Raw genomic sequence first — 19,042 nt, 5'->3', positions numbered from 1 at the left:
TTGAGTAGTTCAGCTCCTAAACTTACAGATTCAGAAACTAAATTCAATCCTCCTCACAATAAAGATTCTGAAGCAAAGTCTAAAACTTACTGGTCGATCGTGGGGAAAAGAATAATAACTAACAAAAGTGCTGTTAGTGGGGCCTTTATCTTATTGTTCTTCGTATCGATATCCTTATTTGCTCCTTGGATAGCTCCACATCCAGTTGACGTCATGAATTTCGAACAAAGGTTTTTACCTCCAGGAGGACAATATTTTTTAGGGACAGATGATTTTGGGAGAGATATATTTTCAAGAATATTATATGGTGGTCGGGTTTCCTTAATGATGGGGCTTGTTGCAGTGCTAATCGCAGGTGTTATCGGTGTCATTTTAGGAGTGATAGCAGGCTATTATCGTAAACTTGATATTTATATTATGCAGGTTATGGATATTTTACTGGCTTTTCCTTCACTCCTTCTTGCCATCGCTATTATTGCTGTACTTGGGGTCGGATTAACGAACGCGATGATCGCAGTCGCAATTTCGGCAATACCTTCATATGTAAGGGTGGTTCGAGGATCAGTTTTATCAATAAGAGAAAAAGAATATATAGAGGCAGTTAAGGCCCTTGGCGTTTCAGATTTTAAAATCATTGTAAAGCACGTATTTCCAAACGTCTTATCACCCGTCATTGTTTTATCCAGCTTACAATTTGGAACTAGTATTCTAGTAGCTGCAGCGTTAAGTTTCTTGGGGCTCGGTGCTCAGCCTCCAACTCCTGAATGGGGTTCGATGGCTTACGTCGGGAAAGCCTTTTTAGGGCAGGCTTGGTGGATGTCTCTATTCCCAGGTTTGGCTATTATGTTAGTCGTCCTTGGTTTTAATCTGCTAGGTGATGGATTACGTGACGCACTAGATCCAAGGCAAAAATAACTGCTTGGGAGTGAAAAATATGGGAACGGATCTCGTAAAAGATGAAGCCCTTCTGAGAGTGGAAGACCTTTCTATTAAATTTAAAACAGGGAAGAAAGATTTTGTCAATGCGGTGAGTCAGGTGAATTTTACAATTAATAAAGGTGAAACACTTGCTTTGGTGGGGGAATCTGGATGTGGTAAAAGTGTTACGTCCCTTTCCATTATGAGATTAATCTCAAATAGTGTTGGTGAAATTGATGGGAAAATTCTTTTTAAAGAAATGGATTTTAATCAAGTATCTGAAAAGAAAATGCGTTCGATTCGAGGGAAAGACGTTTCTATGATATTCCAGGAGCCTATGACATCCTTAAATCCTGTTCATAGAATTGGCAGGCAAATTAGTGAGGTTCTTAAGCTTCATACAGATATCTCAGGAGACGAATTAAAAAAGCAAACGGTAGATATATTAAAAAAGGTTGGAATTCCACGTCCAGAAAAGATTGTTCACGAATATCCTCATCAGCTTTCTGGAGGAATGAGACAAAGGATCATGATTGCGATGGCGATGGCTTGCAATCCTAGCCTATTAATTGCAGATGAGCCGACAACTGCATTAGATGTTACTATACAAGCCCAGATTCTAGACTTAATGAATGATCTCAAAGCTAACTATGATACAGCTATACTATTAATCACGCATGATTTAGGTGTTGTAGCAGAAATGGCTGATCGGGTTATGGTCATGTATTATGGACAAATTGTTGAAGAGGCCCATGTGAAAGCAATCTATAAAAATCCACAACATCCTTATACTATTGGTCTATTAAATTCTATTCCTAGTCTTGAAGATGAGCAGGATAAGCTGCAACCAATTGAAGGCAATGTACCTAATATCGGAGAAGTAACGAAAGGATGTCCTTTCTTTTCTCGATGCGCCCAAGCTCATTCAAAATGTTTTGAAAGCAACCCACCTCTCATAAAAACGAATAACGAACACTCCGTTAGATGTTGGCTATATAGTAAGGAGGAGGTATTCGCATGAGCGAAGTATTGCTAGAAGTTCAAAATCTTAAAACCTATTTTCCAATCAATAAAAGTTTTTTTTCAAAAAATAAAGACTATGTGAAAGCTGTTGATGGTGTTACTTTCAAGCTATTTAAAGGAGAAACATTAGGAATTGTTGGTGAAAGTGGCTGTGGCAAGTCTACAACTGGAAGAAGTATTTTAAAATTAATTGAACCAACGAGTGGCAACATCCTATTTGAAGGCAAGGATGTTCTAAGCTTGAGCAAACAGGAATTGAGAAAGCTCAGAAAACAAATGCAAATTGTTTTCCAAGATCCATTTGCTTCTTTAAATCCTCGCCTACGAATCTCTTCTATTTTAGAAGAAGCACTATTAACACATGGAATAGGAGCGACTAAAAAAGAAAGAAAACAGAAAGTAATAGAGATTCTGCAAATGGTAGGGTTAGGTGCTTTTCATGCAGATCGTTATCCTCATGAATTTAGTGGAGGGCAAAGACAAAGAATTGGTATCGCCCGAGCAATCGCGGTTGGCCCTTCACTTATCATAGCAGATGAGCCAGTTTCCGCCTTAGATGTATCTGTACAGGCACAAATACTTAACCTGTTTCAAAGCCTTCAGAAAGAATTAGAACTAACATATATTTTTATTGCTCATGATTTAAGTGTTGTAAAACACATTAGTGACAGAATTGGAGTCATGTATCTAGGGAGAATGGTAGAGTTTGCCGATAAAAACCAATTATTTGCTGACCCTCTTCATCCATATACAAAGTCCCTTATGTCTTCTGTTCCTATCCCAAATCCTGAAAGTGAAAAAAAAGACCGGATCATTTTAACTGGTGATGTTCCAAATCCGGTAAATCCTCCTCTTGGTTGTACTTTCCATCCACGGTGCTTCGCATGTATGGAGGTTTGTAGGACAAAAAAACCTCGAAACATAGAAGTTAAACCGGGACATTTTGTAGCTTGTCATTTGTTTGAGCCAGAAAGAATGGTAGTAAGAGACTAAAAGTAATTTTATATAAAAAGGAAGGTATTACTAAATGGAAATAAATAAAATTTCGTTACAAAGAATTAAATTACCCTTAAAATCTTCGTTTGAAACTAGCTTCGGTAAAGTGACTGAAAAGGATATTATCATCGTAAAGGTCCATAGTGGAGATAAAGTTGGTTTTGCTGAAAGTGTCGCGATGCCTTTTCCTATCTACAATGAAGAGACTACAGGTACAGTATGGCACATGCTTGAAACTTACTTAATTCCAAAGCTATTAGAAAATGAAATTAAAGAGCCCAAAGATTTCTCTGAATTATTTTCCTATATACGTAGAAATAATATGGCAAAAGCAGCACTTGAAATGGCCATTTGGGATTTATATAGCAAGCAAAAAGGACAAACGCTATCTACTGTATTAGGAGGGAATCGCTCCGAGATTGAAGTGGGCGTAAGCATTGGAATTGAAAATAACATAGAAACACTATTAAACAAGGTGGCAGGCTTTTTAGAGGATGGCTACAAAAAGATTAAAGTGAAAATTAAACCTGGCTGGGACATCAAACCTTTAGAGGCTATTCGGAAAAAGTTTGGAGAACAAATTCCACTAATGGCGGATGCTAATTCTTGCTACAGTCTGGATGATTTACAACTATTAAAAGAATTAGATCAGTTTCATTTAATGATGGTTGAACAGCCGTTAGCTCATGACGACATTATAGATCACGCAAAATTACAGGACGCATTAACAACACCTATTTGTCTAGATGAAAGTATACATTCAGTAGAGGACGCAAGAAAGGCTATTGAAATTAATGCATGTAAAATTATTAATATTAAGGTTGGTCGTGTAGGAGGGCTATTCGAAGCAGTTAGAATGCACAATTTGTGTGAGGAAAATAACATTCCTGTATGGTGTGGGGGAATGCTTGAAACTGGGATAGGTAGGGCTCATAACATCGCAATCGCTTCATTAAGTAACTTTAGTATTCCAGGTGATACATCTGCTTCTAGTCGTTATTTTGATAAAGATATCATTTTACCTGAAGTAAAACTTTCAAAGGGTGGGACTATTATTGTTCCAGAACAACTTGGCATTGGTTTTGAGGTTAACCAGGAATTCATTGATCAACTTACAGTGAATCAGAAAGAGTTTATGAGAGATAAAATAAAGTTCTACTAAATGATTTTCAAGTTGATCTTATTTCATGATGAATGGAGGGATTTACCCATGGTTTTCACACAACCAATCATCTATAAAAGTATTATAGGTCTAAAGGAAATACAAGATGTGGTCTGTTTTCAAGAAGATATTTGGGATAAAGATGTAGTAACGCCTCTTCCGCAGCTTGTTGCTGCAACTCACAATGGGGGAAACATCGTTGGAGCGTTTAAAGAAGGTGAATTAATTGGGTTTTCATACGGTTTTTCTGGCTTTAAGAATGGGGAAGAATATTTAATCTCTCATATGACTGGCGTCCATAGTAAGTACCGAAATTATGGGATCGGATTACAGCTAAAACTAAAGCAAAGGGAGTGGGCAGTAGATTACGGCTATCAAAAAATTGTATGGACTTTTGATCCTTTAGAAGCCAAAAATGCATACTTTAATCTTAATAAGCTAGGAGCATATTCCCAAACGTACTATCCTTCTTATTATGGTGAAATGAGCGATAAACTGAATAAAGGTCTACCATCTGATCGTTTTTTAGTCGAATGGGATATTTGTTCGAACCGAGTAACGAATGCACTTTCTGGTGTAGTCAAAAAGGATACATTGGTTAATCACTATAAGTCGCTTCTGTCATATAGTGATAATGGGAATATTCCATATCCTGATGAGATAGAATCAATCAAGAATGAAGAGGGGTATTTAATACCTGTTCCAGCTAATTTTCAGATTTTGAAACAAGAGGATTTTGAAGCGGCGAAGGCTTGGAGGTATAAGTTGAGAGATGCAGTAAATGATGCTTTCTCAAAAGGGTTTGTAGTAACTGGAATGTTAAAAAAAAATTTAGCTAACATTCATTTTTATGTTATTGAAAATAAATCCATGGAGCCTCTATATGATTGAACAAATCAAAAAGTGGGTTGATGAGAATAAAGAGTTAATAAAATCAACATATCATCATTTTCATTGTAATGCGGAAATTAGTTGGAAAGAAAAAGAGACAACGGATTACTTATGTAAGCAATTCGAATATTTGAAAATACCTTTTGAGAGGTTTGAGGAGCATACCGGAGTTGTTGGATATTGGGGAAATGAAAAACTTGGTCCAACCATTGGAATTAGAGCAGACATTGATGCGTTATGGCAGCTGGTCGACGGTGAATGGAAAGCCAATCATTCCTGTGGTCATGATGCTCATATGACAATGGTCCTTCTTTCTATTTCTTGTCTAAAGAAATTAGGTTTTCAACCTAGGGGTCTTATTAAAATTATTTTTCAGCCAGCTGAGGAATCCGGTTTAGGGGCTAAGGCTCTAATAGATAGAGGCGTTATGGATGATGTTGATTGTTTACTGGGGATACATGTACGTCCCATTCAAGAATTAAAATTTGGCCAAGCATCTCCTGCCATCTATCATGGCGCGACAACACTATTGAAAGGGAAGATCCATGGAATTCAAGCTCATGGTTCACGACCAAATCTAGGAATAAATGTTGTTGATTCACTTGGAGCCATTATTCAGGCTGTTAACTCAGTTAAAACAGATCCGACACTATCTTCATCTGTCAAAATAACTATGGTTCAGGCAGGTGGAAACAATATTAATATCATTCCCGATTATGCTGAATTTGGCATTGATGTCCGCGCACAACAGAACTATGTTATGGAAGATTTACTTAAAAAGGTAAAAAATGCGGTTCTTTCTTCGGGCTCAGCCAATGGGGCAATAGTTGAAATAAAGACACTAGCATCAATGATTGCTGCGGAACCTAGTGCACAGCTTGAGGAACTAGTGGGAGAAGCTATTATTGAAGCTCTAGGGAATGACGCAATCGCTGCTCCAGTCATTACTCCTGGAGGGGAAGATTTCCATTTTTATAAAAAGTATTTTCCTCATATTAAAGCTACAATGATTGGACTTGGAACCGATTTACAGCCTGGACTGCACCATCCTCATATGAATTTTAACTTAGATGCTTTGCAAAATGGTGTAAAAATACTTGCGATGACGACCATTAAATTATTTAAACCATAGTATTAGTGAAAATTAGTAGAAGAGACTAGATTAGAATATTGCGAAAATATTTTTCTGAATAATTACAATAGTGAAATATCTATTATTAATAAGGAGTGATAAAAGATGTTAAGAACTACAGTGCCAGAAGATATTTATAACTTTGAATGGCCAAGCAATCCTGTCATTTCTCCTGATGGACAACAGGTAGTTTATGAAAGAACCATAGCCGTGAAAGAAAATAATTACGAAACACATTTATATTTAAGCGATGTAGAAGGGAAAACACGAAGAGTTTTGACATCCTCAGGCACAAGGAACGTCAATCCTATCTGGTCACCCGATGGAAAAACTATAGCATTTATCTCGAACCGTGCTTACGGAATGCAGGTATGGCTGTTATCTCTCGATGGTGGAGAAGCCCGGTGTCTGACAAAGTTTCGTCAAGGAATTAGCTCAATAGTATGGGCTCCTAACGGTAAAACGATATATGGATTGGTACCTGTAGTTGAACATTCAGAACTAGAAACCTTTCAAGAAAATGCAACAATTAATGAAGCAAAGAGTGAGAAGGAACAAGAGGATAAGTTATGGAGAGATGGGGCTAAACGCTATCTTCATCTCTATTACAAAAATGATGGAACTGGGTTTCATAAACCGTACAAACGTCAAATTGTTGCTATTCATATAGATACTAGAACATTCGTTTTGATAACAAAAGGAATAAATGAAGTTCATCAGCCTGACGTGTCACCAGATGGAAAATATATCGTGTTCAGTTCAAACGCAGAAAATGAAAATTTTCTTTTTGGAGGAAAGGTTTATCGAGTTTCTTCTTCCGGAGGAGATGCGGAGTTGCTATACAGTGATACGGAAGCAAGCTCACCTTCTTACTCACCTGATGGAAAGTGGATAGCGTTTTTTGGCAACCATGCAGAACAGAAGGAATTATTAGTCATACCTTCAGAGGGAGGGGATGCTAGATGTTTAAGTAAAAAATATCAAGACACCCTCCTTGATATGACTTTTACAGATATGCGTAATCTCAGATATGCACTTCGCCCTCAATGGTCTAATAATAGTAGGTATATTTATGCGCTTAGTACCCATGAAGGAAGAAATGAAATTGTTAGATTCTCGAATGTTAAAAATGACGATCATCCGGTAATCATTGCTGGTGGAGACCGTACTATTTTTCATTTTTCATTTGATGGAGAAGAGACGATTAGTATGGCCTATTCGACAGTCAATCATCCTGGGAAGATATCAGCCATTAGAATTGATGAAACGAATACAGCCCACTGTAATTATCGGTATCCAACAGAAGCTTTTTCTCAATTACATGTACCCATTTTCCCTGAAACTGAAGTTCGTCTGGATGACTGCAACGACAAGTTATTATCCGAACTCATCGTAGTTGAACCTGAGGTTTTTTCCTATAAATCTGTTGATAATTGGTATATGCAAGGTTTTATTTTAAAACCCGCTAACTTTGATCCTGAGAAAAGATATCCTGTTCTATTAGATATTCATGGAGGACCACATTCTGCTTATGGTTTCACATATTTTCATCAATTGCAATTATTCGCTGCGCAAGGTTATGCAGTTATCTACACGAATCCACGAGGAAGCTCAGGATTCGGTGTAGAATTTACCAATGCTGTACATGGTGATTATGGTGGAAAGGATATGAATGATATTTTGAACGGACTGGACTTTGCCTTACAAAAAAATCAATATCTCGATAAAAATAGGGTAGCTGTTAATGGAATTAGCTATGGTGGATTCATGGTAAATTGGCTCATCTCTCACACCGATAGATTTTTTGCAGCAGTTTCTGAAGGCTGTATTTCGAATTGGATTTCCATGTATGGCACAAGCGATATAGCACCATATTTTATTGATCAGGAGTTTCTTGGAAAGACAGATTTGGAGAATCTTTGGAAATTCTCTCCTCTTGCCTATGTAGATAATGTAAAAACGCCACTTCTCCTTCTACACAATGAAGATGATTTACGATGTCCAATAGAGCAGGCAGAACAGTTTTATTCCCATATTAAAAGGCGAGGAGGAGAAGTAGAACTGGTTCGTATCCCACAATCAAGTCATGGGCTCCTCCAATACGGCAAACCCGAATTAAGAATAGCTAGGTTGAATTCAATGCTCGATTTTATAAACAGACATTTACCTATAGAAAATTTTTCGAACTTGATAACGTCTGAGAATCAATAATGTGAGGATAATAGTTAGATCATCGATTCGATCTACATTATTATATACAACTACTCTAAAGGAGGAAAAGAAATGAAAGTAGATGTGAATTTAAAAGCATTTGAAGAGGCTGGTCAAAAGATAACGGAAAAACATAAGATTCCTGGTACTTCTGTTGCAATTGCTGAAGCTGGGGAGATTCTTTACCATAAAGGATTTGGCTTCCGTAATGTAGACGATGGACTACCTGTAACTGAAAACACAGTTTTTGGTATTGGTTCGATAACAAAATCATTTACTTGTGTGGCTATTATGCAACTGCAGGAAGTCGGTAAATTGAATGTGCATGATCCTGTTAGTAAATACTTGCCTGAATTCAATGTTAAAAATAAAGAGGCTATCAAAGATATCACTATTCATCACTTTATGACTCACACAGCAGGATTGCCTCCAATGTCTTCGTTATTTTACGCAATGAAAAGGTCACTAGATCTTGACCCAACTGTAAAAAATTATCCAGGTTTAAATATTAATGTTGAAGATCACGGACCAATTGACACTTATGAGCAACTTATGCAGTTTATTGATGAACAAGATATTGAATTATTGGGGGCACCTGGTACACATTTTAGTTATTCCAATGAATCATATGCCTTGTTAGGAACTATCATCGAACGAATTAGTGGAAAAAGTTATGAACAATATATATATGATCATATCCTCACACCTTGTGGTATGGAAAACAGCTTTTTCACAATTGAGGAGTACGCTGATTATGAAAATATCACCACTTGCTATACAGAGGACAAAAGCGATGGAACAAAACACGTTTTAGCTGCACCAATTTGGTGGGATTCTACTTCAATGCGAGCAGCAGGCTTTTTGAAATCTACAGCTAGAGACATGTTATTGTATGCAGAAATTTTCCGTAATGCTGGTGTAGTAAATGGTAAGCAAATATTATCGGAAGAAAGTGTAAAAGAAATGACTAAACCTCATATTCAATTACAACCTGGAAGATTCTATGGGTACGGTTTTATGATTACTCCCGATTATTTTGGCACTACTCTTATTGAACATGGTGGAGGGCTTAAGGGAATCTCAGCTCAATTAAGTATTTTACCTGAAAAAGGGGTTACAGGTGTTGTATTAACCAACTTGGCAGGTGTACCTGCTGCCCGAATTATGCAACTTGCATTTAATGCTTTGAGTGAAAGAGAGGTAGACGCCAATCACCTTACCTTTGAAGAATATGATATTTCAGAAGAACGACTTCAACAGTATCAAGGAGAATATCAATCGAATGAAGGGACAAAAGTGTGCATTAAAATCAAGGAAGGAAACCCAGTTCTACTCTCACAAAATGTAGAGATACCAATCACTTTTGTGAGCGATAACATGTTTATAGCATATTTTAATGACTTTACAGAAATAGCTGAGATACTAGTAGATGATAATAGTGAAGCATACGGAATATCATATCATTTTAGACAATTCCCTAAAGTTTCCGTAAATATACCACTTAACTAGTGAGTTCCAAGGTTTTCATATTGAACTCCTTATGTAGAAATTTGAGAGGATGTTGATGATGGGGTTACAGGAGAATTTGGAAAAAATTATACAAGAAGCTACTGGGACATTCGGGGTTTATGTGAAACATCTGGAATCTGGAGAGACTGCTGCAATAAATGAGAATCGTTTATTTCAAGCTGCAAGTGTTTTTAAGATTCCTATTTTGGCCACTTTATATCGTGATGTTCAAATGGGGAAGGTCGAACTTAAAGAACGTATTAGGTTGGAAGAAGAGGATTTAGTCAATGGATCAGGTATATTTAAGGAGCTAATTCCCGGAATCGACGTTACGATAAAAAATTTAGCGACTATGATGATAATTGTTAGTGATAATGTTGGAACAGATAAATTATTGAGTATTTTAGGGAAAGAAAGTGTAAATCAATATATGAAAGAAATAGGACTAAGCAATACTTACATTCGTCTCAGCTGCTGGGAGCTTCTTTGCTCTTGTGTGGGATTACCTCCACAAAAATTCTCAATGGACACTTATAATGACATTAACCGTCGATTTAAAAATGGTGAAATTGATCATCATTCAATTGTATTTAAAGAAAGTCATGCAAACAATGTAACAACCGCAGCTGATATGGCACTTTTGTTAGAAAAAATGGCAAATAAGCAATTAATCTCTGAAAAAGCTTGTCATGATATGTTTGAAATCCTTGCCAAGCAACAGTTTCGAAGTAGAATACCTTATTTATTACCTCAAAATACAGTTGTTGCTCATAAAACTGGCACTATTGCAAGTGTTGTCAATGATTCTGGGATAGTCCAGCTACCTGATAATAAAGGTAATTTTATCATTTCAGTATTTTCTATAGGAAATAATACTGAAGCAGAGGGTGCTAGTATTATATCTAAATTATCGAGAGTTGCTTATAATCATTTTCTTAATAAAGTAACCGTTTAGCTTTTAAACCCAAGGGCTATTAATAATTTATCAAATATAATCGCTTATGAAAAAATATACAACTATAACAATTCATAGCTAAATGGTATGATGATGTTACAACTAGTAAGTTATTTTCCTGTTAAAAATCAATTAATGTTGGGGTATTCACACTAAATGTTTAAAGTGAATACCCTAGGATCTAGAATTAATTAGGGATATGCTGAAAATATGAAACTGAAATTATACATAAAACTCACAATAAAGGGTTCGTGTAATTACCAAATTACCTACGTAATAGATTGAATGTTTGTACTATAGTAATTATTCATTGGATAAATTACACCGACAGATAAAAGTATAAAACTTGGAGCGCATTATCTATAAGTGATTTAGTGGTTTTTTAAAGATAAAAGTGATGCATACTGAATAATAAAATGGGGGTTTTTTAGTAATCAACCCTTTACTGAACCTGTAATATATAAGTTACATACCTAGATTAACTCATTGGAAGGGCTGGCTGTATGGATAATTATAATGAAAGAATTAGAAAACAATTTAATGAACTAACAAAAAGACAGAAATTAGTTGCAAAATATATTGTTGACTTTCCAAAAGAGGTTGCATTTCAAACATCGAAGCAGCTAGGTATTGCAAGTGAAACAAGCGATACAACGGTGATTAGGTTATCATATGCTCTTGGGTATTCTGGATTTAGCGAGTTGCAAAAAGAAATTCAAGCTACTTTATTAGAAGATTCTTCACCCATTTCAGATCCAATTGAAGGGCTTCGATCAACGTCCAAGTCTTTAAAAGATACAAATTTAATTCAACATGTAATCGAGAAAGATACTTCGTATATACGTGCAACGTTAGAACAAATAGATTACACCCAGTATAAAAAAGCTATAGATCTTTTAATTAGTTCTGAAAAAAGAATCGTCATTGGCTTCCGTTCATCATATGGTCCTGCTAACTGGCTATCGTTTAGTCTCAATGTTGTTGTAGGAAATACGTTTTTATATCGTGGAGAAATAGAGGATTCTAATTATTTATTATCCTTAATCGATGAAAAGACATTATTGGTGGCTATTACTTTTCCTCGATATTCAAAAGAAACGAATGCATTTGTAAAAGTAGCAAAGAAGAAAGGGGCACAAGTGATAGGCATAACAGACGATGAATTGTCCCCATTAGGGCTTCTCTCGGACATTTTGTTTAAGGTGGTTGCTCCTCCTCCGATTTCTCTAAAAGGGGCTACACCAACCTTTGCACTACTTAATCTACTAATAACAGGAATAGCAGCTTCTGATGAAATAAAGGTTCAAAAGCGTATGGAAGATTACGACCAAACAAGTGATGATTTCTCACCATTTACTAATCAGTAATAATGGAGCTCATCGGTTAGATTCTAATAGGATAGGTAACCAAAATAGAAGGTTTTTTGATGTCACTCGATTTCCGAGAGTTTACATCAAAAGAACCTTTTATTTTATTATGAAACATACTTAGATGGTAGATTAAGTGTTCAAGGACTTATCTATGATAAAATATAGCTACTATTAAAACTAAAGTGAGGTGAACGAAATTGCATAAAGGAAGAATTATTTTACATATTGACCTTAATTGCTTTTATGCCTCAGTGGAACAAATTTACGATCCCACATTAAAAGGAAAGCCTATAGCCATTGCAGGTAATCCAAAAGAACGTAGGGGGATCGTTATTACATGTAGCTATGAAGCTAGAAAAAGTGGTGTGTATACAACCATGAATGTCGGTGAGGCAAGAAGAAAATGCCCAGAGTTAATTGTGCTACCTCCAAATTTTGATCGATATAGAGCTGCTTCAAAATCTTTTTTTGAATTACTGAAAGAATATAGTGAAATACTTCAACCAGTTTCTATAGATGAAGGTTATATACAATTGCCTCTAATCGAAGGACAAAATGTATTAGAACATGTACATGGTATACAAGATCGAATTTGGAACGAACTCCAATTGCCTTGTTCAATAGGCATTGCACCAAATAAGTTTTTAGCAAAAATGGCCAGTGATATGAGAAAGCCAATGGGCATTACCATATTACGTAAACGTGATGTCCCTTCTGTTTTGTGGCCATTGAATGTTAAAGAGATGCATGGAATCGGGAAAAGCACGGCAGAAAAACTGAAAGAGTTAGGAATACAAACAATTGGAGAACTAGCTGCGGCTGATGAATACACATTAAAACAGAAGTTTGGCATCAATGGCCTTCGCTTGAAACAGAAGGCCAATGGCGAGGATGACCGACCTGTTGATCCAGAAGCAATATATGATACGAAGAGTGTAGGTAATTCGACAACATTATCACATGATACGACTGACCGAGATGAATTATATAAAATAATGACAACCCTTTCTGAAAAGGTAGCAGAAAGATTAAAGGCTAAAAAGCTCGCTGGAGTGACGGTGAGTATTATCATTCGTACAGCTTCTTGGGAAACGTATACTCGGAGTAAATCAGTCAATAACGCGATATTTTCAAAAGAGGATATAGTTGAACAGGCGTGGAATCTGTTTAATAAAAACTGGAATGAGGAGCCTGTTCGATTATTGGGTGTGACTGTTTCCAATGTAAGTGACATTAAAGAGATGACTCAGCAGCTAACTTTTTTTGATTTTGAAGAACATATTAAAGACGAACCGATTATTAAATTGGTAGATCAAATTGAACAGAAATTTGGAAAAGGTGTCATTTTGAGAGGTTCTGATATTGTAAAACCAGCAGGGAAGCATCAAGCAAACACAAGTTTTAGTAAGGACTTTTGGGATGATCATTTGTAAATGATACGCATTTTAACAGGGTTGAGGCAATTAATTTCCGCAACGAGAAAGCCATACGTTAACAATTGCCCAGGAAATACAAAGAACCAGACATTCAATCAATCTCAAACAAGTTTATGAGAAGCTATATAGTAAAGAAAGTAGGTGCATGTATCCATTATGCAATATAAAGAGTATGGCCATTTCGACGGTCCAGTGATGATGTTTCTTCATGGGGGTGGTGTTGGGGGGTGGATGTGGGAACAACAAATTCAGCACTTCTCCAATTATCACTGTATAGTGCCTGAGCTTGTGTCCGATCATTCATTTTCTATTGAGCAATGTGCACAACATCTCGTACAGCTCTTAGAGGAAAAGGCGAATGGCAAGCAGGTAATTGTTATTGGCTTTTCATTAGGCGCTCAAATTGCCATACAAATGTTAAGCATAAAGCCTAATTTAATCCACTTTTCGATTATTAATAGTGCTCTTGTTATCCCTTCTCCTACTACAGCGTGGATGATTCGGCCGTTTCTCCGACTATCATTCCCGCTTATCAAAAATAAAACATTCGCAAAGCTTCAGGCGAAAACCTTATACATCGATGATCGCTATTTTGACCGCTATTATCATGATAGCTCTAAGATGACATACGATGCATTAATTCAGGTTTTACAAGAAAATATGACGTTTTCAATCCCACGAAATTTCCACAATGCACAGGGGCATATTTTAATTACTGTTGGCAATCAAGAGAAAAAAATAATGAAAAAATCTGCACAAGTGCTTGTACAAAGCCATCCAAATACAAAAGGAATCATGTTGAACAACATAGGGCATGGAGTATCATTAGCCCAGCCTGCATTTTTCAATCGTTTTGTAGAGAATTGGATCAAGGAAGGACAATTGCCAGTGGGCACAGTTATTCAATAGAAAAACTCCATTATGAGTAACAATACTCGTAATAGAGTTGGAGTTTTAAGAAATATAGTGAGGATATAAATCCTTATGCTGCAAAATCCATTCCTTCATGTCAATTATCATTTCTTCATAGCTAGGGACCGAAAAGGAAAAATCGTTTCTAGTATTTATTAATGTTTTATTAACATCAATAAGCTGATCTGGAGTAATTTTTATTGTATGGTCCATAAAGTGCTTATTCAATAACAGAAGCAAATCGTATTTGGATATAGGCGATGTATTGACAAGATGATAGAGTCCAGTTATTTCTTCCTGGGCCGCTTGCTCCATGGCTTTCGCTAGTGTGAGGGTTGTGACCCCCGTCCAAATAGCACCAGTATAGCCGTGAATCGGACCTTTTTGGTGCATAAACCAATTGAAAAGCCCAATTCCATCCATTTTCAAATCAGGGCCAATAATCGAATTACGGAATGTTAAATGCTTGGTATGATCAATTTCGCCTAAACCCTTTGTACGGTCATAGAAGGTAGTTCCGTCCTGTACACTATTTTCATAATAGGGTGCGTTTTCACCTGAAAATACACAATCGGTACTCATATGAATAAGCTTCGTCTGGCGATTTTCAAGGAGAGATACGATAGCATGTGGTAAATAACTATTCAAGAAAATACTCTTCTCAGGATTTTCCTCACATGCTTTATTTAACATACCGATACAATTAATGACAATGTCATACTGATGGTCTTGAAGAAGTGAGCGTAAAAAGTTCAAATCTGTAATATCACCCGTAATATTATTTCCATATGCGAAAGCAGTTCTCGTATACGTTGTCACATCATATCCTTGCTCCCGTAAGTAGATAGAAATGGTATGACCCGCCATGCCAGAAGCGCCGAGCACTAAAAATTTCATGGTGTTCCTCCAGTCCAATGGAGAAGCTCTTCTTGAATGAGAGATAAGGTTAGTAATTTTTCTTTAATAGCCATCACGTTTAACATTTGTGTATTATTGGAATTATATTCATCCGATAAGGTAATTTTAGGAGAGCCTTCATCCAGGTATTTTCCATAATTCAAATCTCGATTATCTGCTGGGATTCGATAAAAATTACCTAAATCTATGGCTTTTGCTGCTTCTTCCTTTGTACATAATACTTCATACCGTTTCTCCCCATGCCGTGTGCCAATAATGTGAATCGCATTATTCATTTGAAAAATTTCAAGGAGAGCTTGTGCTAAATTCTCGATCGTAGCAGCGGGGGATTTTTGCACCATAATATCGCCATTTTGCGCATGTGAGAATGCATACAACACCAATTCGACTGCTTCCTCAAGGCTCATCATAAAACGAGTCATATTTGGATCGGTAATAGTTAAAGGTTTACCAGCTTTTATTTGTTCGATGAAAAGTGGTATGACTGAGCCTCTTGAAGCCATTACATTCCCGTATCGTGTGCCACAAATCAACGTTTGCTTTGGGTCGACCATCCGTGATTTAGCAATAAATGTTTTCTCCATCATCGCCTTGGATATTCCCATCGCATTGACAGGGTATGCCGCTTTATCTGTTGATAGACAAATAATCTTTTTAACCCCAGCTTGAATCGCCGCAGTTAAAACATTATCTGTTCCTAAGATATTTGTTTTAACAGCCTCTAAAGGGAAAAATTCACAAGAGGGAACTTGCTTGAGGGCCGCAGCATGGAACACATAATCTACGTTATACATCGCAGGGTGAAGGCTTTGTAAATCACGTACATCCCCGATATAAAATTTAATTTTAGAGTTTTGATAAAGCTTTCGCATATCATCTTGCTTTTTTTCATCCCTTGAAAAAATCCGTATTTCCTTAATATCCGTAGTTAAAAATCGATTTAGTACCGCATTACCAAAGGATCCTGTTCCTCCAGTAATCAGTAAAGTTTTATCTTTAAACATTGTCTGGCTTGTTACACCTCCCACATGCTTAGGTCCGTTCATGATGTTACTTCAATCCTCTTTCATGCAAATCGCATTCTGAGTTTTCTCGTGGATAGTTGTACCAATAAGCGTATTCATGGGTATATTTACTGGTTGGATTTTTGTCCATGAGCGCACAATTAAAATCCCAATCTCCTGCAATATCCTTACGTATAGTAAATTTCGCATCCCCGATAAAGCTTCTTCGTATGATTTTAAATTGTCCTGGCAAGGAATAACGATTGGATTCATCCTTAATAAACGCATAGCCATTCTTAATGATCATATTGTAATAGTAAATATCAAATTCACCATCCACCTGTGCTAATACATTGCGGATGGCAGGTAAATAGTGGTCATCACTATCGATGATGGCAATATAATCACCTGTTGCTTCAGCGATGCATCGGTTATAGGCAACGCTTGCACCTAGATTCGTTGGGTGAACGATGATTTTTAACGCTGTACAGTTTTTTTGATAGTCCTGTAAAATGGCCAACGTCTTGTCGGTGGAGCCGTCATCTACAACAATAATTTCATAGGCATATTCTTTAGGAATACTGTCAAGCATTGTTAGGATCCATTCTTCGCTATTATAAGTAGGTGATAAAAAGCTTATTTTCATTTTATCCCTCCATCCTGATTAAGTAGTTTAGATCTTCATGTTTACGGAACAGATTCTTTATTACAATATGCGTGAATAGAGGGCTATTGTAGGCAATTGCTTGCTAGCATAAGTTTTTTAAGAGAGTAATTTTATGGATTGCCTTTATTTTTGCTAGAGAACTATGGAGAGGGTGGTGACATTTTACTAAGTTATACACGTTTGACAGGTGTGGGCATAAACTAGGAAAGAGCGCTTTTTAAGAAAGAGGGATTCGATGACAAAAAGGATCGCATTTATTTGTAGCGTGGAATCAGCTAAACTTTCCGATGCACACATTTTCAAAGATCTATGTCTTGTACCTATTTTACTAGGGGAGCATTTAGGCTATGAAGTTAGTATAGTGACGACAGAGATGAATGAAACCCTTCTGCAACAATCTTTTCCGGCTGTTAAATTTGAGCAGGTTCCAATAGGGATTGATTATGTTGCCAATATGAATGCTTATTTAGTGAAGCATGCCAAAAACATTGATCTTGTATTTGCTATAGGACCATACCCATCCTATCTTTCCATTCTTCAAACATATAAGCAGTTCAATCCTAATGGCAAAGTTTATATGAAGTTAGATGTTAATCGATTTTGGTTAAATCGATTAAAAACCTATCCATACTTTCTAGAATTGCTGCAGCTTTGTGATCTTCTGACCTCCGAATGTGTATCGATTCAAACTGACATTCGAGAGTTTTCACAATTAGATGTTCAACATATCCCAAATGGCTTTTATGAGTATTTTCACACAGAGCCCGTGCAATTTCATGAGAAAAAAAATAGAATTCTATCAGTGGGCCGATTAGATGCACCAGAGAAGCAGACCATTTTTACAATAAAAGCCTTTCTAGCAGCACAGCTGACAGACTGGGAGCTTCGTTTGGTAGGACCTATGTCTGAATCGTTTCAGCAGGAAATAAAACAATTACTGGACAGTCATCCTTATCCTGCGCAAGTCACAATGGTAGGGCCAATCTCAGACAAGATGCAGCTAGAGGAGGAGTATCGTAAGGCAAAAATCTTTTGCTTAACATCTACGGTTGAATGCTTTGCACATGTTTTTGCAGAGGCGGCTAAAAACGGTTGTTATATTGTGACAACCGATGTGGATGGGGCTGCTGATATTACCCAACAACAACGCTTTGGACGTATTCATCCAACACATGATTGGGAAAGTATTGCTCGGACGTTGCAGCAAGTCGCACACCAGGAAGAATTGTTAGAAAATACTTGTCTTCAGCTACAAGCCGATGCGCGGAAGGAACTAAACTGGCAGTATATCGTGAAAGATGTCGCTGCATATTTAAATGAAAAAAAGTAGAGCTTCTCTCGATGGAGAGGAGTATTCTTTTCTTTGTGCCATTTTTTCCTATATAATAAAACTAGCTTTATAATGGTAGAAACAATCATGGGAAGACACAAGGGGAGACAAGAATGGAAATATTGCAAGCATCGATGAACGAACTAGAAGAGTTAACAAAGCTATTTGATGAATATCGTCAGTTTTATGGCATTGAATCGGACGTAAGTAGCGCTAAGGCATTTTTACAATTACGAATGGCCCTTAAAGAGTCGGTCATTTTTATGGCGCAAGTAGATGGCAAGATGGTTGGATTTACACAATTATATCCAACGTTTTCTTCCATAGCGTTACAGCGTGCCTATATTTTGAACGATATTTATGTCACGGAAGATGCTAGAGGCCTAGGGGTGGGCAAGGCATTGATGGAAAAAGTTTTTCAATATTGTGAGCAACAATATGCTCGTTATGTGACACTGCAAACAGCAGCTGATAATGTGAATGCTCGTAAGCTGTATGAAAAGCTTCATATGAAGCAAGATGAATACTGTAATTATGTCAAATATTTTATGTAATAAGCATTTTAGTTTAGAATAAAGATGCTTAAATGTATAAAAATCCCCTAGATA

General features: G+C 36.7%; 17 protein-coding genes. 14 read left to right on the top strand and 3 right to left on the bottom strand.

Annotation, left to right across the window (positions count from 1 at the left end; all coding sequences use genetic code 11):
- The 12 genes from KVT27_RS11440 to KVT27_RS11385 all read left to right on the top strand — a co-directional run bounded on the left by KVT27_RS11440 (position 1) and on the right by KVT27_RS11385 (position 14,512).
- Positions 1-915, top strand: coding sequence for an ABC transporter permease (locus KVT27_RS11440; RefSeq protein WP_217581315.1), 915 nt, complete (start codon positions 1-3; stop codon positions 913-915).
- A gap of 19 nt (positions 916-934) precedes the next feature.
- Positions 935-1,939: an ABC transporter ATP-binding protein gene (locus tag KVT27_RS11435; protein ID WP_254636095.1), complete on the top strand. Its 1,005-nt coding sequence runs from the start codon at positions 935-937 to the stop codon at positions 1,937-1,939.
- Positions 1,936-2,934 (top strand): ABC transporter ATP-binding protein, encoded by a 999-nt coding sequence (locus KVT27_RS11430; protein ID WP_217581314.1) that lies wholly within the window; start codon positions 1,936-1,938, stop codon positions 2,932-2,934. The genes KVT27_RS11435 and KVT27_RS11430 overlap by 4 nt, the downstream gene beginning before the upstream one ends.
- Positions 2,935-2,968: 34 nt before the next feature.
- Positions 2,969-4,099, top strand: coding sequence for an o-succinylbenzoate synthase (gene menC / locus KVT27_RS11425; RefSeq protein WP_217581313.1), 1,131 nt, complete (start codon positions 2,969-2,971; stop codon positions 4,097-4,099).
- A gap of 48 nt (positions 4,100-4,147) precedes the next feature.
- Complete coding sequence (locus KVT27_RS11420) at positions 4,148-4,990, top strand: GNAT family N-acetyltransferase (protein ID WP_036126861.1); 843 nt, start codon at positions 4,148-4,150, stop codon at positions 4,988-4,990.
- Positions 4,983-6,122, top strand: a complete 1,140-nt coding sequence (locus KVT27_RS11415) for a M20 peptidase aminoacylase family protein (RefSeq protein ID WP_217581312.1) — start codon at positions 4,983-4,985, stop codon at positions 6,120-6,122. Before KVT27_RS11420 ends, KVT27_RS11415 begins: the two co-directional genes overlap by 8 nt.
- 120 nt (positions 6,123-6,242) lie before the next feature.
- Positions 6,243-8,333 (top strand): S9 family peptidase, encoded by a 2,091-nt coding sequence (locus KVT27_RS11410; RefSeq protein WP_309140229.1) that lies wholly within the window; start codon positions 6,243-6,245, stop codon positions 8,331-8,333.
- Between the two features lie 72 nt (positions 8,334-8,405).
- Complete coding sequence (locus KVT27_RS11405) at positions 8,406-9,842, top strand: serine hydrolase domain-containing protein (protein ID WP_036126854.1); 1,437 nt, start codon at positions 8,406-8,408, stop codon at positions 9,840-9,842.
- Between the two features lie 55 nt (positions 9,843-9,897).
- Positions 9,898-10,797 carry a serine hydrolase gene (locus tag KVT27_RS11400; RefSeq protein ID WP_225316142.1) on the top strand — a complete coding sequence of 300 codons (900 nt, stop codon included), beginning with the start codon at positions 9,898-9,900 and terminating at the stop codon, positions 10,795-10,797.
- A 503-nt stretch (positions 10,798-11,300) separates the two neighbouring features.
- Entirely contained in the window at positions 11,301-12,164 is an 864-nt protein-coding gene (locus KVT27_RS11395) for a MurR/RpiR family transcriptional regulator (RefSeq protein ID WP_217581310.1), read from the top strand.
- 200 nt (positions 12,165-12,364) lie between these two features.
- The gene (locus KVT27_RS11390) at positions 12,365-13,600 is read left to right on the top strand and encodes a DNA polymerase IV (protein WP_217581309.1); all 1,236 of its coding nucleotides are present in this window, start codon (positions 12,365-12,367) and stop codon (positions 13,598-13,600) included.
- Positions 13,601-13,759: 159 nt separating this feature from the next.
- On the top strand, positions 13,760-14,512 hold the full coding sequence (locus KVT27_RS11385; protein WP_217581308.1) for an alpha/beta fold hydrolase: 753 nt from the start codon (positions 13,760-13,762) through the stop codon (positions 14,510-14,512).
- Between the two features lie 45 nt (positions 14,513-14,557).
- On the opposite strand, the gene KVT27_RS11380 is transcribed toward KVT27_RS11385, so the two are convergent.
- Genes KVT27_RS11380 through KVT27_RS11370 form a run of 3 tightly spaced genes read right to left on the bottom strand, consistent with a single transcriptional unit; the run spans position 14,558 to position 17,083 of the window.
- Positions 14,558-15,412, bottom strand: coding sequence for an SDR family oxidoreductase (locus KVT27_RS11380; protein WP_036126843.1), 855 nt, complete (start codon positions 15,410-15,412; stop codon positions 14,558-14,560).
- Positions 15,409-16,437: a polysaccharide biosynthesis protein gene (locus KVT27_RS11375; protein ID WP_036128091.1), complete on the bottom strand. Its 1,029-nt coding sequence runs from the start codon at positions 16,435-16,437 to the stop codon at positions 15,409-15,411. The genes KVT27_RS11380 and KVT27_RS11375 overlap by 4 nt, the downstream gene beginning before the upstream one ends.
- 46 nt (positions 16,438-16,483) lie before the next feature.
- A complete protein-coding gene (locus tag KVT27_RS11370; RefSeq protein WP_008178244.1) occupies positions 16,484-17,083 on the bottom strand; it encodes a glycosyltransferase family 2 protein in 600 nt (199 codons plus the stop codon).
- Between the two features lie 256 nt (positions 17,084-17,339).
- Here KVT27_RS11370 and KVT27_RS11365 point away from each other — a divergent pair, with 256 nt between their 5' ends.
- Entirely contained in the window at positions 17,340-18,434 is a 1,095-nt protein-coding gene (locus KVT27_RS11365) for a glycosyltransferase (RefSeq protein ID WP_217581307.1), read from the top strand.
- Positions 18,435-18,547: 113 nt separating this feature from the next.
- The gene (locus KVT27_RS11360; RefSeq protein ID WP_036148950.1) at positions 18,548-18,988 is read left to right on the top strand and encodes a GNAT family N-acetyltransferase; all 441 of its coding nucleotides are present in this window, start codon (positions 18,548-18,550) and stop codon (positions 18,986-18,988) included.
- Positions 18,989-19,042: the final 54 nt, after the last annotated feature.

The sequence above is a fragment of the Lysinibacillus sp. GbtcB16 genome, assembly GCF_019091145.1.
Lineage (GTDB): Bacteria > Bacillota > Bacilli > Bacillales_A > Planococcaceae > Lysinibacillus > Lysinibacillus fusiformis.
The sequence above is the reverse complement of the archived record's forward strand: the minus strand, read 5'-3'. Positions and strand labels throughout refer to the sequence as shown.

Coding starts and splice junctions, on each gene's coding strand:
- menC (WP_217581313.1), top strand. CDS start 2,969: ATGGAAATAAATAAAATTTCGTTACAAAGAATTAAATTACCCTTAAAA.
- KVT27_RS11370 (WP_008178244.1), bottom strand. CDS start 17,083: ATGAAAATAAGCTTTTTATCACCTACTTATAATAGCGAAGAATGGATC.
- KVT27_RS11360 (WP_036148950.1), top strand. CDS start 18,548: ATGGAAATATTGCAAGCATCGATGAACGAACTAGAAGAGTTAACAAAG.
- KVT27_RS11375 (WP_036128091.1), bottom strand. CDS start 16,437: ATGTTTAAAGATAAAACTTTACTGATTACTGGAGGAACAGGATCCTTT.
- KVT27_RS11400 (WP_225316142.1), top strand. CDS start 9,898: ATGATGGGGTTACAGGAGAATTTGGAAAAAATTATACAAGAAGCTACT.
- KVT27_RS11420 (WP_036126861.1), top strand. CDS start 4,148: ATGGTTTTCACACAACCAATCATCTATAAAAGTATTATAGGTCTAAAG.
- KVT27_RS11380 (WP_036126843.1), bottom strand. CDS start 15,412: ATGAAATTTTTAGTGCTCGGCGCTTCTGGCATGGCGGGTCATACCATT.
- KVT27_RS11395 (WP_217581310.1), top strand. CDS start 11,301: ATGGATAATTATAATGAAAGAATTAGAAAACAATTTAATGAACTAACA.
- KVT27_RS11435 (WP_254636095.1), top strand. CDS start 935: ATGGGAACGGATCTCGTAAAAGATGAAGCCCTTCTGAGAGTGGAAGAC.
- KVT27_RS11365 (WP_217581307.1), top strand. CDS start 17,340: ATGACAAAAAGGATCGCATTTATTTGTAGCGTGGAATCAGCTAAACTT.
- KVT27_RS11430 (WP_217581314.1), top strand. CDS start 1,936: ATGAGCGAAGTATTGCTAGAAGTTCAAAATCTTAAAACCTATTTTCCA.
- KVT27_RS11385 (WP_217581308.1), top strand. CDS start 13,760: ATGCAATATAAAGAGTATGGCCATTTCGACGGTCCAGTGATGATGTTT.
- KVT27_RS11405 (WP_036126854.1), top strand. CDS start 8,406: ATGAAAGTAGATGTGAATTTAAAAGCATTTGAAGAGGCTGGTCAAAAG.
- KVT27_RS11415 (WP_217581312.1), top strand. CDS start 4,983: ATGATTGAACAAATCAAAAAGTGGGTTGATGAGAATAAAGAGTTAATA.